The following is a 15,770-nucleotide window of genomic DNA, read 5'->3' on the forward strand; positions in this document are numbered from 1 at the left end:
GACCTTCAATCCGTCGCTTCGGTTCTTCAATCCGTCGTCTTGGACCTTCAATCCGTCGCTTCGGCTTCAATCCGTCACCGCGGCTCTTCAATCCGTCGCTTCGGCTTCAATCCGTCGTCTCGGACTCTTATTCCGTCGCTTCGGCTCTTCAATCCGTCGCCTTGGACCCTCAATCCGTCGCTTCGGCTTCAATCCGTCGTCTCGGACCCTTATTCCGTCGCTTCGGCTCTTCAATCCGTCGTCTCGGACCTTCAATCCGTCGCTTCGGCTTCAATCCGTCGTCTCGGATCCTTATTCCGTCGCTTCGGCTTCAATCCGTCATCTCGGACCTTCAATCCGTCGCTTCGGCTCTTCAATCCGTCGCTTAGGTTCTTCTATCCGTCGCTTCGGTTCTTCAATCCGTCGTCTTGGACCTTCAATCCGTCGCTTCGGTTCTTTTATCCGTCGTCTTGGACCTTCTATCCGTCGCTTCGGCTTCAATCCGTCGTCTCGGACCCTTATTCCGTCGCTTCGGCTCTTCAATCCGTCATCTCGGACCCTCATTCCGTCGCTTCGGCTTCAATCCGTCGTCTTGGACCTTCAATCCGTCGCTTCGGCTTCAATCCGTCACCGCGGCTCTTCATTCCGTCGCTTAGGTTCTTCAATCCGTCGTCTCGGACCTTCAATCCGTCGCTTCGGCTTCAATCCGTCACCGCGGCTCTTCATTCCGTCGCTTAGGTTCTTCAATCCGTCGTCTCGGACCTTCAATCCGTCGCTTAGGCTTCAATCCGTCACCGCGGCTCTTCATTCCGTCGCTTCGGCTCTTCAATCCGTCGTCTCGGACCTTCAATCCGTCGCTTCGGCTTCAATCCGTCGTTTCGGACCCTTATTCCGTCGCTTCGGTTCTTCAATCCGTCGTCTCGGACCTTCAATCCGTCGCTTCGGCTTCAATCCGTCATCTCGGACCTTCAATCCGTCGCTTCGGCTTCAATCCGTCACCGCGGCTCTTCATTCCGTCGCTTAGGTTCTTCAATCCGTCGCTTCGGCTTCAATCCGTCGTCTCGGGCCCTTATTCCGTCGCTTCGGCTCTTCAATCCGTCGCTTAGGTTCTTCAATCCGTCGTCTTGGACCTTCAATCCGTCGCCTCGGGCCCTTATTCCGTCGCTTTGGCTCTTCAATCCGTCGCTTAGGTTCTTCAATCCGTCGTCTTGGACCTTCAATCCGTCGTCTCGGGCCCTTATTCCGTCGCTTCGGCTCTTCAATCCGTCGCCTTGGACCCTGATTCCGTCGCTTCGGCTTCAATCCGTCACCGCGGCTCTTCAATCCGTCGCTTCGGTTCTTCTATCCGTCATCTCGGACCTTGATTCCGTCGTCTCGGACCCTGATTCCGTCGCTTAGACTCTTCAATCCGTCATCTCGACCCTCGTTTTGCCAAAAAGCCATACTTTATTTAATATCACACATTAATTTCATTACATAATAGATTTTCTTAGTTATAAGCCTAAATTCTTAGCAATAATTACTTTCATAACTTCGTTGGTACCTGCATAAATGGACATGACAGGAATGTCTCGATATCTTCTAGCAATCTTGTATTCCTCCATATAACCGTAGCCGCCATGTAACTGCATACACTGGACAGCAAGCTCACGTGCATTTTCTGTTATCCAGTATTTTGCCATCGAAACTTTTGTCACAACATCATTTCCTGCGATATGTTCCTCTATTAAAGATTCTAAAAATGATTTGCCGAGTTCAATTTTCGTTGCCATTTCGGCTATTTTAAATTGCGTATTTTGGAAGTCACTTATTGATTTTCCAAAAGCTTCGCGGGATTTTACATAATCTATTGTTAAAGCAAGCATGTCCTCAGCAGCTGTTTGTGCGGCGATGGCTACTGCTAAACGCTCTTGTTGCAGCTTTTCCATCATATAAATAAAGCCTTTACCTTCTTCACCAAGGAGATTCTCTACAGGTACGCGACAATCCTCAAAATATAGCTCGGCAGTGTCCTGCGCGTGCATGCCAACTTTCTCGAGCTTACGACCTTTCGTGAAGCCTGGTGTCCCGTCTTCAATGACAAGGAGGCTAATGCCACGATGTTTTTTTTCTGCTTGAGGATTTGTTTTTACAGCAACGACCGCTAAATTTGTATGAATACCATTTGTAATAAATGTTTTTTGTCCGTTGACGATATAGTGATCGCCATCACGAATAGCAGTTGTTTGGATGTTTGCCAAATCTGAACCTGTACCTGGCTCTGTCATAGCAATGGCTGTAATATTTTCACCTGTAACACACTTCGGTAGCCAGCGTGATTTTTGCTCATTGGAGCCGAATGCTTCAATATAGGGCACGACAATGTCATTATGCAAGCCAACGCCAATAAGACTCGAACCTACACGCTCTAGCTCCTCTTGAATAATAACGCCAAAGCTAAAATCTAACTCGAGACCCCCATATTGTTCTTCTACTTGAGGACATAGATAGCCCATTTCCCCAAGCTTACGCCAAAACCCAAGTGGAATAAGATGATCTTTCTCCCATTGAGAATAGTGCGGCTCGGCTTCATCTGCTAAAAACTTACGTAAGGTTTTACGAAATAACTCATGCTCTGTTGATTCGAACTTATATCTTGTCATTTGAACAACACCCCTTTTTTTCCCTCGTACATGCGTAAATTTTCTCTTGCAATCATAATGTTACCGAAATATTCAGAGAAATCAAAGCATATTATTCTTAGATTTTTTACATAATCTTATAATTAGATAGAATTGTAAGAGGGGATCTTACATAACATAGGTTTGATTTCATAGGAGCTTTCCTGGGGCATCCGATGAGCGCTACAGGGTCTCATCTGTAATCCCAGAGGAGTAAATCAGCTTCCAGTGTGGCTGGTGTAAACGACTTCGTGTAATAGCCTAGATTACGATATTATCAGTTTCCTAATTAGATTGTCATGTAAATCATACGATTGAATAATCAGGAATATGTACACTTGATATAAGAAGCCAATTTGTTGTCCTTTTCCACTTGCTTTCTATAAGAAGAATATTCAAAGTACTTAGTGTAAATATGAATGTTAAGTATAATGCTATAATCGACTAAACTATAGGAAAGTAGGGGACTGAAATGCCTAAAGTAATTGGAGGAATTCTTTTAATAAGTATATATAGTGCAATAACTTTTTACTTAGGGTGGGGATTAAGACAGTGGCTTGTGGCGATGGGCTGGTTCCGTTATCCAATTTTATATTGGTTAGTGCTGTATATCATTGCGTTTAGTATTATTATTAGTAGATTGCATGAGTCCTTACGAATGTTTTCAATAATCCATAATTATTGGATGTTTATTTTTGAATACGGATTATTGCTTTGCTTGACAGCAAACTTGGTTATTTGGCTAAGTCCCTTTAAAAATGTACAGATAATTGGTAGTATAGCAATTGCTATGTTGTTTGTACTAAGTATTGTCGGCACCTATTTAGCGTATTCTCCTGTTGTCCGTCATTTAGAAATAACGATGGATAAAAAGAGTAGTGAGCTAGAGTCGATGAAAGTTGTAGTTGCATCAGATTTTCATTTAGGTGTTCTATCACATAAAAAACATTTACAGCGCTTTGTTACTTTATCGAATGAAGCAAAGCCGGATATCGTCTTTCTAGTTGGAGATATTGTGGATGACGATCCCAAATGGTTTGTTAAAGAGGGAATGGCAGATGTGATGAAGCAATTAACATCTACATACGGAGTGTATGGTGTACTGGGCAATCACGAGTATTATGGCAAGAAAATTCCTGAGTTTGTTGAAGAGATGGAAAATGCTAATGTGAAAATTTTGCGTGATGAAACTATTAGAATCGACGATGCGTTAATATTAACGGGTCAAGAGGATATTACAAACAAGAATAGAAAGCAACTAGATGCATTGAAGTCAACAGATGACTTGCCTTGGATTGTCATGAATCATACCCCAAATGATTTAATTACGCCTGCAGAAATGGGTGTAGACTTCCATATGTCAGGTCATACGCATAAAGGCCAATTATGGCCAAACCAATATATTACGGCTCGTGTATTTGAGCTTGATCATGGTTATAAGATGAAGGAGCAAATGCATACACTTGTTTCATCAGGCTTTGGCTTTTGGGGTCCTCCTATGCGAATAGGTAGCCGTTCTGAATTATGGGTAGTGGATATAAACTTCCGTTAGTTGGGGAATATGGCAGTTGGAGTAAGATGAATGATTCAGCTAGCTTGGCAGACAACTACTGTTGAAAAGTTGTAATTATAGTAATAAAGGTTGGGGTGACATTTGTTAAAACCGTATGCCATTAAGTTGATTGGAGTTGAAGCGAAGCGGGTAGAGGAACGAAGGCTAAAAGCAGCACGTCCTGTGATAACGCCTTCGTGACCAACCTCGTGTTGGCCCGACGCCCCCAGGAAAGCGCCAGCCGGAACTGAAATCAACCCTACGTTATGGTGATGAGGCCGTCTATTCATAACTAAATGCTATAGCCATTGTATATGAAAAAGAGTATTTTATAATATGTGGATATTTAATTAATAAAAGGTAAGGTGACAACGTGGATATCATAGAATTATTAAAGGCACTTATATTAGGCTTTGTCGAAGGAATGACAGAGTTTGCGCCAGTGTCGTCGACAGGTCATATGATTATTGTCGACGATATGTGGCTAAAGACAGAGGAGTTTTTAGGGAAGTATCCTGCCAATACATTTAAAATCGTTGTACAGCTAGGCTCCATTTTAGCCGTAGTCGTTGTTATGTGGAAACGAATGTTAAATTTAGTTGGACTCTATAAAATTGATGGCCAAACGACATCGGTGAAAGGTCACTTCAATTTAGTGCATGTTATTGTAGGTATGTTGCCAGCAGTTATATTAGGTTTTGCATTTAAAGATTTTATCGATGATCATCTATTTAAAGTGGAGCATGTTATTTATGCTTTAGTAGCTGGGGCACTTTTAATGATTGCTGCAGATAAATTAGCACCGAAAAGACCAAAAGTGGATTCTCTAGATAAAATTTCTTATGGTTTAGCATTTAAAGTAGGTTTAGTGCAATGCTTATCACTTTGGCCAGGGTTCTCCCGTTCAGGTGCAACAATATCTGGTGGTGTACTATTCGGTATGAGTCACCGTGTAGCGGCAGATTTTACTTTCATTATGGCGGTACCAATTATGGCAGGTGCTAGTCTAGTATCTGTACTGAAAAACTGGGATACGCTATCTATGGATTATTTTGGCTTCTATGTAGTGGGCTTCATTAGTTCATTTATCTTTGCATTACTTTCTATTAAATTCTTCTTAGCACTTATTTCAAAAGTGAAATTAATGCCATTTGCTGTTTATCGTTTAGTACTAGCTGCTGTACTAGCGGTTATTATCTTTATGTAAATAAGAAAGTCACTCTTCTGTTAAAGAATGGGTGGCTTTTTTAGTTTGAAATTTGATATTTTATATTTATTTTAGTATTTTCATCTTGTTTTGAAATGAATTGAATAGTTATAAAGTATTATATTGAAATGGTGTATATCAATACTTATTGTAAAAATAGATATTATTTACCTATATATATTGTTATTTTGATTGAATAAAACGTATAATTGATTCATAGATTTTGTTGTTTTTAGATAATAATTTAGTCATAGTACGGCACAGTGGGGTGGATAAATTGTTTCAAATTGGAAATAGGGCTAAGAAAAACACAATTGAAATTAGTGATGATTCAAGCATAGGGGTTATTATTCAAGATCAGGAACGTTTACTACAGTTAAATCTAGTAAATTTAACTAGACAAGATTTGCAGTTAATTAAAAGTTTAAAACCATATATTGAACAAAATGTCTTAGAGGCAGTAACAGCATTCTATCATGCAATTGAAAGTGTGCCAGCTTTACGTGAGGTTATTCAAAAGCATAGCTCCAGCGAACGTTTACGCCAAACATTACGCCATCATATTATAGAAATGTTTGAAGGGCGTATAGACGAAGCATTCTTGGAGAAGAGAAGACGTGTGGCGAAAATGCATGTGAAGATTAACTTGTACCCTAAGTGGTATTTAGCAGCCTTTCAAAATCTTGAAAATTTTTTAAGAAAGATAGTTTATAAGCTTCATCTATCAAGAGATGATGAAGAGAAATTTTGTGATGCCATTAGTAAGATTTGTAATTTCGAGCAACAAATTGTTTTAGAGGAATATGATAATTATGCGAATACATTAATTGAGAAGCAGCGGGATAGTGTTCGAGCTCACGTTAAGGAAGTAATAGGTGGAATATCTACGCAGCTAGAGACTCAATCTCATAGTACGAATGAAACAGTGACTGAGCTTGTTTTTAGCGCCAAGGAAGTTAATGAATACTTGAAGGAAAGTATCGATGAAGCAAAAACAATGCAAAAGGTATCGTCTGATGGTTATTCTAAAATAATGTCAATTAGCGAGCAAACAGGGAAAATTCATCATCAGACAGTTGAAATGTCGGATATGGTGGAGCAATTAGATCACTCTTCCTCTAAAATTAATGCTGTGGTTGAAATTGTGAAAAGTATTTCTGGTCAAACAAATTTACTTGCGTTAAACTCAGCCATTGAAGCTGCGCGGGCAGGAGAGCATGGAAAAGGCTTTGCTGTCGTGGCGAGTGAAGTCCGTAAGCTTGCAGATCAGACGAAAAATTCGGTAGAACAAATCGCGAATCTCATAACTATGTCTAATGGAATTACGAACCAAGTTGTCCAAGCGATTCATGAAATCCAAGAACTAGTGAACAATAGTATTGAGCAAAATGCAGAATCTTTAAAAGCATTCGATGCAATATCTGGCTCAGTGAACGGTTCTATCTCAAACTTCCAAAACGTTGGACGACAAATAACAGAATTGGCAGATATGATCGAATCAATTGGAGAATCTTCAGAGGAGTTAAAACAAGTTGCAAATCGTTTAGATACAACAATCAGAGATTTTTAACGACTATGCATAAAGCCTATGCATAGTTTTTTTGCTTAGTTGGGATAGCATAGACGTATACCATGAGGATAAGTTGGTGATGAGCCAGTTTTTAGGACAAAATCGTTTATTTGGAGGATAAAACAACAAATAGACGGATGAAGTTTGTAGAGCGATTAAAAGGAATAGCTACCACACAAGTAAAGATAAGAAATCCCTAGAAAATGCGCGTTCTAAGTGTTACGCTATAGGCGAATTGAATAGAGGGGTGTTCGGAATATGAAAAAGAAATTATTTATTACACGTAAGTTCCCAACGCATATAGTTGAGCCGTTGAAAGAGTATTATGATATCGAACAATGGGAGGAAGAGGAAATTGTTATACCAAGGGAAAAGCTATTGGCAGCTGTGGCGGATTGTGAAGTATTATGGGTAACGATTGCTGATCAAGTAGATGAAGAGTTACTATTACACGCACCCAATTTAAAACTTGTGACAAATTTAGCAGTTGGATTTAATAATATTGATGTCAAAGCCTTGCGTCAGCGCGGTATTATGGCGACAAATACTCCAGGAGTTTTAACAAATACGACTGCTGATTTAGTATTGGGATTATTGCTTGCGACTGCTCGTAGAATTCCAGAAAGCGAACGATATTTGCGTGATGGTAAATGGAAAAGCTGGTATCCAATGCAATTAGTAGGTAAAGATGTATCCGGAGCTACTATCGGGATTATTGGTATGGGGCGTATTGGGCAGGCTGTTGCAAGACGAGCAAAAGGTTTTGATATGAAAATTTTATATAACAATCGTAGACGTCGCCACGAGGTAGAAGAAATGTATGGCTTTCAATATGAATCGTTAGAGGATCTTTTAAAACAATCGGATTTTGTCGTTATTATGACACCTTATAATAATGATACGATAGGGCTTATAGGAGCAGAGGAACTTGCCTTAATGAAGGACGACGCTGTGTTAATTAACGCATCACGTGGTGGCATTATTGATGAGAATGCACTTTATGACACTTTGAAAAATGGTAAGCTGTGGGCAGCAGGTCTAGATGTATTTGAACATGAACCCATTGCGTTGGATCATCCATTATTGACGCTTCCTAATGTTGTAGCACTTCCGCATATCGGTAGTGCGTCGCTTCAAACTAGAACTGCTATGCTAATGCTAAACGTTAAAGCACTTACCGCATATGGGCAGGACAAGGCTGTAACGAATCGAATAGATTAATGGTGAGGCTAAAAATAGAGGTTGTTTAAACGCAATATCCTCGAAGAATTGCTATAAACTTTTGATATAAAGGTAAAAATCCGAGTAGACTCCTGTTGTTGCTGGCACTTCGCTTTCGCATTTAAGGAGGATTTGCTTCAAATGAAGAAAGGAGCCCATCGTAACTAGATGAGCTCCTTTTATAATGAAAAAATTGGATAGATGGTTGGTCTATTTATTAAACATATCAAATAAACCGCCAATGCCACCTTCACCTTTAGATTGACCGCCACCGCCTTGAGAAATTGGTGCTGCAGCGAAGACGCGGCTTGCTAATCGGCTAAATGGTAAGGATTGAATCCATACTTTACCTGGACCTTTTAAAGTAGCGAAGAAGATACCTTCACCGCCAAACAATGCAGTTTTTACGCCCTTGACCATCTCGATATCATAATCTACATCAGATGTCATAGCAACTAGACAGCCTGTATCAACACGTAATACTTCTCCGGGTGCTAGAGTCTTTTCATGAATAGTGCCACCTGCATGTACAAAAGCCATGCCGTCTCCTTCAAGCTTTTGCATAATGAAGCCTTCACCACCAAAGAAGCCAACACCGATTTTTTTCTGGAATTCAACGCCGATTGAAACTCCTTTTGCAGCAGCTAAAAATGCATCTTTTTGACAAATAATTTTCCCGTTTAATTGACTTAAATCCATTGGAATAATCTTACCAGGGTATGGAGAAGCAAAATACACATGGCGTTTATCTGAACCAACGTTCGTAAATGTCGTCATGAATAAACTTTCACCTGTAATTAGGCGTTTCCCAGCTCCAAATAATTTTCCCATAAGACCACTTTCTAGGCTTCCTCTTGACCCATCACCAAAGATCGTTTCCATATGGATAGCATCATCCATCATCATTAAAGCTCCAGCTTCAGCTACCACAGTTTCTTGAGGATCAAGCTCCACTTGTACGTATTGCATATCATCGCCATATAATTTGTAGTCAATTTCGTGATTATTCATAATAGGATTCCTCCAAAAATAATTTTGTTATTATATACGATTATAAGTTACATTAGTTTCAAAGTGTAATTAATTATTTTAGAAAAAAAGGGAATAAGCTAGTAAATGTCGAATATAAAAAACTAGAATGTGTATTTTTTATTTTCTTAGCTAAAAGTTTTGTGATTGTTTTTCCTATGCTCACAAAGGACTTTCATCCGTGAAGCTACATGGATGTTTAGCTAAAAGAAAATAAAGCCTCTGGCGATTGTCACCGATGTTGTTGAACCAAAAGCATGCTCTGTAGATGGTCATTTATTGAAATTTCGGAATTTTGACACATTTAATTCTATATAGATAGAGTAATAGATGATATTTCTGTCTGAAAGCAATGCGACTGGTAACAATGAAGCAGAGGCATCAAGATACTTCAGGGGGTGTATGTAGTGGAAATCAAAAACTATATCGGCGGTGAGTGGGTAACACATTCGCATTTACAAAGTATAGCAGTGACCAACCCTGCAAATAGGGAGCAGCTAGCTACAATACCGCTTTCTACGGCAAGTGAGGTAGATGGAGCGGTAGCGGTTGCAAAACAAGCACAAAAAAGCTGGGCGTTAGTACCTGCGCCTAAACGTGCGGACTATTTATATGCCATCGGTCAAAAAATGAAAGAAAAGAAGGAACATTTGGCGACCGTTTTAACAAAAGAGATGGGAAAGGTTATTGAAGAAGCAAGAGGTGAAGTACAGGAAGGGATAGATATGGCTTATTATATGGCCGGTGAAGGGCGACGGTTATTTGGGGAGACAACACCGTCTGAGTTGGCCAATAAATTTGCCATGAGTGTACGGGCACCTATTGGCGTTGTAGGTTTAATAACTCCGTGGAATTTCCCTGTAGCTATTGCCACTTGGAAGTCGTTCCCTGCAATTGTTGCTGGCAATACGTTCATTTGGAAGCCATCTAATGAGACGCCGATGATGGCGTATGAAATGGGCAAAATTTTTGAAGAGGTTGGTTTACCAGACGGAGTAGCAAATATTGTCTTTGGTACAGGGCCAACAGTTGGGACAGCATTAATTGGACATCCAGACGTCAAGGTCATTTCATTTACCGGTTCTACATCAACAGGAAGTAAGGTAGCAGAGCTAGGTGGTAAACACCTGAAAAAGGTTTCATTAGAAATGGGTGGAAAAAATGCAGTCATAGTTATGGAAGATGCCGATTTACAGCTAGCTACTGAAGGAATCTTATGGAGTGCATTTGGTACTGCTGGTCAAAGATGTACAGCATGTAGCCGCGTGATCGTGCATAAAGATGTAAGAGAGGAATTAGAAAAACGTCTATTAGACGAAATGCAAAAGCTAACAATTGGGGACGGCCTAGATAAAGGTGTAAAAATCGGACCCGTGATTAATAAAGCTGCATTGGAAAAAATTAATCACTATGTGCAAATAGGCAAACAGGAAGGGGCAACAATATTAGCTGGAGGAAGAATTTTATCTGAGCCTCCTTATGACACAGGGTTTTATTATGAGCCTACGCTATTTACCAACGTTAAGCCTAACATGATTATTGCACAGGAAGAAATTTTTGGCCCGGTCGTTTCTCTAATTGAAGTAGCAAGTTTGGATGAAGCAATCGAAGTAAACAATGGCGTAAAATTTGGCTTATCCAGTTCAATTTTCTCACAAGATGTTAATACGATTTTCCGCGCACAACGAGATTTAGATACAGGTATTGTTTATGTGAATGCCGGCACAACAGGTGCTGAAATCCATTTACCATTTGGTGGCACAAAGGGCACGGGGAATGGTCACCGTGACTCGGGTATAGCTGCCTTGGATGTCTATACAGAATGGAAAAGTATTTATGTAGACTATAGCGGTAAATTACAAAGAGCACAAATCGATACAGAGTAACAGATCAACGAAAGGGGATGTTCTTGATGAAAGTTGTTGTATTAGGTGCAGGTTTAATGGGGAAAGAGGTAGCTCGTGATTTAATAAAAAGTAGCAAAGTAGAGCGTGTATTTTTAGGAGATATTGACGTGAAAATAGCGCAGGATTTTGTGGACTCTTTAAATACAGATAAGGTTGAGGTTGTAGAGCTTCATGCTGAGCGCGATGACTCGTTAATGGAGGTTATCTCAAAAGGCGATGTAGTCGTTAATGCTTTATTCTATTCCTTCAACGAGCGTGTAGCAAGAGCAGCGATTGAGGCTGGTGTACATTCCGTAGATTTAGGTGGTCATATTGGCGGTGTAACGGAAAAAATATTAGATCTCAACGAAGAGGCGACAGCGCAAGGCGTAACAATTATTCCAGACTTAGGTGTTGCACCAGGTATGGTTAATATACTAGCAGGCTATGGTGCATCGAAATTAGATGAGGTAGAATCTATTAAACTTTTTGTAGGCGGTATTCCTACAGAGCCGAAGCCACCTCTTCACTATACACGAGTATTTTCACTAGATGGAGTCTTTGATCATTATACGGAGCCATCAAAGATGATTCAAAAAGGTAAACTTCAAGAAGTTCCATCTTTATCAGGTATTGAACCTATTTATTTCGAAGGTTTTGGTGTGCTTGAGGCATTTTATACATCTGGCGGCATATCGACATTGTATAAGACATTCCCAAATGTCCACACATTAGAATATAAAACAATTCGTTATAAGGGACATGCAGAGAAGTTTAAGCTATTAGCAGATTTAGGGTTCCTAGATGCTAGTAATAAGGTAGAGGTAGAAGATCAGGAGGTTTCTGTGCGTCCAGTTGTTCGTGAGGCACTTAAAAAGAAACTTGAGCTTGGTACAAAACCAGATGCAGTACTGCTGCGTGTTATTGTAGCGGGTGAAAAAGCGCAACAACAAGTGACTTATGAGTACGAAATGGTTGTGCGTAAAGATATGACGATTAATGAAACGGCCATGGCTCGTGCAACAGCAAATACAATTTCTGTCGTTGCTCAAATGATTGGGGAAGATAAAATTACAGAGCGTGGTGTATTCGCACCTGAATCAGTTGTACCGGGCGACATTTATATTGAAGAGATGGCAAAACGTGGCGTTGTCATTAAGGAGACATCTCATAAATCTGCAATGATTGTGAAATGGTAGGTGCTTGGTCATGAATTTCGAATTTACCACTGAGCAGGAAATGCTACGAAAAACAGTACGACAGTTTGTGGATGATGAAATCATTCCGCATATTGCGAAGTGGGATGCTGAGGGTGGCTTTGATCAGAAGATTTGGTCCAGACTTGCTGAGCTTGGCTTAATGGGTGTTTGTGTACCAGAACAATACGGTGGCAGTGGCATGGATTACAATGCGCTTGCCATCGTCTGTGAAGAACTTGAACGTGGAGATACAGCGTTTCGCACAGCTGTTTCAGTTCATACAGGATTGAATAGCATGACCTTAATGCAATGGGGAACAGAGGCTCAAAAACAGCAATATCTTGTTCCGCAGGCGAAAGGGGTTCGAATTGGGGCGTTTGGTTTAACAGAGCCTGGAGCAGGGTCAGATGTAGCCGCAATGTCTACCACCGCTATAAGGGATGGAGATTTTTACGTATTAAATGGGCAGAAAACATGGATTTCTTTATGTGATATAGCTGATCATTTTATCGTTTTTGCTTACACGGATAAATCGAAGAAGCATCATGGCATTAGTGCATTTATCGTAGAGCGTTCTATGGCGGGCTTTACATCGAAGGCCATTAAAGGCAAATACGGTATTCGTGCTGGTAATACAGGGGAGCTCTTTTTTGAAGATCTACGTATACCTGTTGAGAATCGCTTAGGAGAAGAAGGAGAAGGCTTTAAAATTGCAATGTCTGCGCTAGATAATGGTCGTTTTACTGTAGCAGCAGGCGCTGTCGGTCTCATTCAAGCATGTATCGAGGCGAGCGTAAAATACTGTCATGAACGCGAAACATTTGGGAAGCCCATCGGTGAGCATCAGCTAGTTGGTCAAATGATTGCCAACATGGAAGCGGGTTATCAAATGAGTCGTTTGCTTGTATATCGTGTTGGTGAGTTAAAAAACAAAGGTGTGCGCAATACGCGAGAGACATCATTAGCAAAGTGGCAGGCTTGTGATTTTGCCAATAAGGCAGCGGATGATGCTGTACAAATCCATGGAGCATATGGTTATTCAGATGAATATCCAGTCGCTCGTTATTTACGTAACTCGAAAGCGCCCGTTATCTATGAAGGTACGCGTGAGATTCATACAATTATGCAGGCTGACTATGTATTAGGGAAACGTCAAGATAAGTCATTAGCAAAAATGCTACCAAAATGGCCATTTGATGAATAAACGAGAGGGTTTCACTCCCCCTCGTTTTTCTTTTTGTAATATTTCAAAAACTCCTGCGATGAAAATTTCAGAAAAATGTAACTCTTTTGTTCTTTGGTAGTCTAATTAATAAACAACTTTATGAAAGGAAAGAAAAATGATGAAAAACAAGTGGATAGCAATTTTACTCATCACCGTACTAGCTATTTTGCCAGGAATTTTTTCGTTGAAGACGCCCTTAAAAGCGGAGGCACAGGCGGCAACTGCGAGTATGACAACTCATAGCTGGCAAGCATTCTTTACAAAGGCACTAAAGGATAGCAAAATAACGGATGCCCATGTATATGTAACGAATGGCAAAAATCAAAAGGTGACAGCAACAATAACATTGGGAGAAGATAAAAAAACACTAATTGTTAGCGATCTAGCACCTGGTAGCTATAAATTACATGTGAATAAAGAGGCATTTGCACTAAGTGGACCTAAAACCGCATCGCAAGTAATCCCATTTACGGTCATAGAAAAGCTTGAAGCAGTAAAATCAGAAAAAGAGCTACAACAATATTTCAAAGCACTTTTAGCGAATTCAGATAAAGAAATGAGCCATGAAGCAAGCGTAGAAACTGCAAGGAGCGAAGATAAAGCGAGCGCAAACAATGCCTCAACAACAAATAATCAAGTAGAGGGAGTTGAGGAAGGCGATATAGTGGTTGTCAAGGATGGCTTTATTTATGCTGTCAAGAATCAAAGCATTACTGTAGTTGATGCTAGAGATCCGAAAAATTTAAAATTAGCGACAACAATTAAGCTGAAAGAATCACAATATATTTCGAAGCTAGCATTATATGATAATTTATTAATAGCGATTGGGGATGAGTATTTAGAAAAAGTAGGCACAAGCATGTCGACAGCTACGTTGTATGATATTTCAAATCCAAAGAATGCAAAGCTTATACGTGAAGTGGGTCAAGAGGGATATTTGCAGGATATTCGAATTACAGACGACACATTATATTTAATCGGTAATATGTATCCGAATTATTGGATGCTTAGAGATCAAAAAGCGCCAGATTTAAAACCGAAAACATTTGATAGTATAGAAGGTAAAGAATATAAAAGCTTACCTTTAGAGAAAATTTCTATTTTACCAAATACAATGGATGGAACATATAGCTTAATGACAGCAGTGGATTTAAAAAATGGTGCCAAAACAACTGCGAATACTAAGGGATACTTAGGTGGTAGTAGTGGACTTTATATGTCGGAAAATGCACTTTATTTAACAACACCAATTTATGATGGAAATCCAGTGCCTGCTGCTAGTCGCATTATGGATATGATCTGGATGCCAAGAGCAACGGATACACAAGTTTTTAAATGGAATGTTGATGGAACTGCCATGAATTTTGTAGGTACTACGGAAGTAAAAGGAACAGTGTTAAATCAATACTCAATGGATGAGTATGAAGGCAATTTCCGCATCGTTACAACTGAAGGAAATACGAGGGATGAACAAGAAATATCACGTAACCACCTATTTATATTAGATGAAAATTTACAACAGCTTGGTGCAGTAAAAGATTTAGCTCCTGGTGAAAAAGTGTATTCTGCTCGCTTTATGGGTGAAAAAGCATATGTAGTAACATTTAAGCAAGTGGATCCACTGTTTGTGATTGATGTGGCAAATCCGAAAAAGCCAACTGTACTAGGTGAGCTGAAGATTCCAGGCTTTAGCAACTATTTACATCCATTAGACGAAACGCATTTAATTGGCATTGGCTACGATACCGAGCAACGCTATGATGCCTATTCGAAACGTAATTTTACAGTTACAACTAATATGAAAATGTCATTGTTCGATGTTTCAGATTTCAAAAATCCAAAGGAACAATCAACAGTAAAAATCGGAGGCAAGGGCTCATATTCTGATGTTCAATACAATCCTAAAGCGCTATTCCGCAATAAGGAATACAGTTACTTTGGTTTCCCAGTTGTCCTTTATGATGCAGGGAAGGGCGATGAAATTGTCTACAAAGGTCAAGGTGCACAAATCTATGAAATCACTGCAAATAAAGGAATCGTACTAAAAGGAAATATTGTTAATAAAAGCACTGGCGATCAGTATGAAAATTGGGAGCAGCGTGTACAGCGAGTAGTTTATATAGATGACGCTCTTTACACAGTAGCTAGCAACGAAGTGAAGAGCTATCAGCTAAAAGACTTCAAACCACTTGATACATTAACAATCAAATAAGCAAAAAGTCCAATAAACATTGAGTTTATT

General features: G+C 39.9%; 10 protein-coding genes. 8 read left to right on the forward strand and 2 right to left on the reverse strand.

Translation table 11 applies throughout. The annotated features are described in order from the left end of the window. Positions 1-1,472: 1,472 nt before the first annotated feature. Positions 1,473-2,621: an acyl-CoA dehydrogenase family protein gene (locus FJQ98_RS02165; protein ID WP_053594065.1), complete on the reverse strand. Its 1,149-nt coding sequence runs from the start codon at positions 2,619-2,621 to the stop codon at positions 1,473-1,475. Between the two features lie 490 nt (positions 2,622-3,111). Here FJQ98_RS02165 and FJQ98_RS02170 point away from each other — a divergent pair, with 490 nt between their 5' ends. The 4 genes from FJQ98_RS02170 to FJQ98_RS02185 all read left to right on the forward strand — a co-directional run bounded on the left by FJQ98_RS02170 (position 3,112) and on the right by FJQ98_RS02185 (position 8,189). Then, complete coding sequence (locus tag FJQ98_RS02170; protein ID WP_053594064.1) at positions 3,112-4,191, forward strand: metallophosphoesterase; 1,080 nt, start codon at positions 3,112-3,114, stop codon at positions 4,189-4,191. A gap of 373 nt (positions 4,192-4,564) precedes the next feature. Then, positions 4,565-5,398: an undecaprenyl-diphosphate phosphatase gene (locus FJQ98_RS02175; protein ID WP_053594063.1), complete on the forward strand. Its 834-nt coding sequence runs from the start codon at positions 4,565-4,567 to the stop codon at positions 5,396-5,398. 268 nt (positions 5,399-5,666) lie between these two features. Continuing rightward, positions 5,667-6,968, forward strand: coding sequence for a globin-coupled sensor protein (locus tag FJQ98_RS02180; RefSeq protein WP_241774533.1), 1,302 nt, complete (start codon positions 5,667-5,669; stop codon positions 6,966-6,968). A 258-nt stretch (positions 6,969-7,226) separates the two neighbouring features. Further along, positions 7,227-8,189: a 2-hydroxyacid dehydrogenase gene (locus FJQ98_RS02185; protein ID WP_053594061.1), complete on the forward strand. Its 963-nt coding sequence runs from the start codon at positions 7,227-7,229 to the stop codon at positions 8,187-8,189. A gap of 210 nt (positions 8,190-8,399) precedes the next feature. Here FJQ98_RS02185 and FJQ98_RS02190 read toward each other — a convergent pair whose 3' ends face one another. Then, positions 8,400-9,200: a TIGR00266 family protein gene (locus FJQ98_RS02190; protein WP_053594060.1), complete on the reverse strand. Its 801-nt coding sequence runs from the start codon at positions 9,198-9,200 to the stop codon at positions 8,400-8,402. Positions 9,201-9,625: 425 nt separating this feature from the next. Between FJQ98_RS02190 and FJQ98_RS02195 the strand changes: the two genes are divergently transcribed. The 4 genes from FJQ98_RS02195 to FJQ98_RS02210 all read left to right on the forward strand — a co-directional run bounded on the left by FJQ98_RS02195 (position 9,626) and on the right by FJQ98_RS02210 (position 15,740). After that, on the forward strand, positions 9,626-11,104 hold the full coding sequence (locus FJQ98_RS02195) for an aldehyde dehydrogenase family protein (protein ID WP_053594059.1): 1,479 nt from the start codon (positions 9,626-9,628) through the stop codon (positions 11,102-11,104). Positions 11,105-11,130: 26 nt separating this feature from the next. After that, complete coding sequence (locus FJQ98_RS02200) at positions 11,131-12,303, forward strand: saccharopine dehydrogenase family protein (RefSeq protein WP_053594058.1); 1,173 nt, start codon at positions 11,131-11,133, stop codon at positions 12,301-12,303. A 10-nt stretch (positions 12,304-12,313) separates the two neighbouring features. After that, positions 12,314-13,507 carry an acyl-CoA dehydrogenase family protein gene (locus FJQ98_RS02205; RefSeq protein ID WP_053594057.1) on the forward strand — a complete coding sequence of 398 codons (1,194 nt, stop codon included), beginning with the start codon at positions 12,314-12,316 and terminating at the stop codon, positions 13,505-13,507. A gap of 136 nt (positions 13,508-13,643) precedes the next feature. Beyond that, the gene (locus tag FJQ98_RS02210; protein ID WP_241774532.1) at positions 13,644-15,740 is read left to right on the forward strand and encodes a beta-propeller domain-containing protein; all 2,097 of its coding nucleotides are present in this window, start codon (positions 13,644-13,646) and stop codon (positions 15,738-15,740) included. The last annotated feature ends 30 nt before the right edge of the window (positions 15,741-15,770 follow it).

Origin of the sequence: Lysinibacillus agricola, assembly GCF_016638705.1 — a bacterium.
Classification (GTDB): Bacteria; Bacillota; Bacilli; order Bacillales_A; family Planococcaceae; genus Lysinibacillus; species Lysinibacillus agricola.

Excerpts from the sequence above, each read along its gene's own strand:
- FJQ98_RS02185 (WP_053594061.1), top strand. The coding sequence starts at position 7,227 with ATGAAAAAGAAATTATTTATTACACGTAAGTTCCCAACGCATATAGTT.
- FJQ98_RS02210 (WP_241774532.1), top strand. The coding sequence starts at position 13,644 with ATGATGAAAAACAAGTGGATAGCAATTTTACTCATCACCGTACTAGCT.
- FJQ98_RS02205 (WP_053594057.1), top strand. The coding sequence starts at position 12,314 with ATGAATTTCGAATTTACCACTGAGCAGGAAATGCTACGAAAAACAGTA.
- FJQ98_RS02200 (WP_053594058.1), top strand. The coding sequence starts at position 11,131 with ATGAAAGTTGTTGTATTAGGTGCAGGTTTAATGGGGAAAGAGGTAGCT.
- FJQ98_RS02165 (WP_053594065.1), bottom strand. The coding sequence starts at position 2,621 with ATGACAAGATATAAGTTCGAATCAACAGAGCATGAGTTATTTCGTAAA.
- FJQ98_RS02190 (WP_053594060.1), bottom strand. The coding sequence starts at position 9,200 with ATGAATAATCACGAAATTGACTACAAATTATATGGCGATGATATGCAA.
- FJQ98_RS02170 (WP_053594064.1), top strand. The coding sequence starts at position 3,112 with ATGCCTAAAGTAATTGGAGGAATTCTTTTAATAAGTATATATAGTGCA.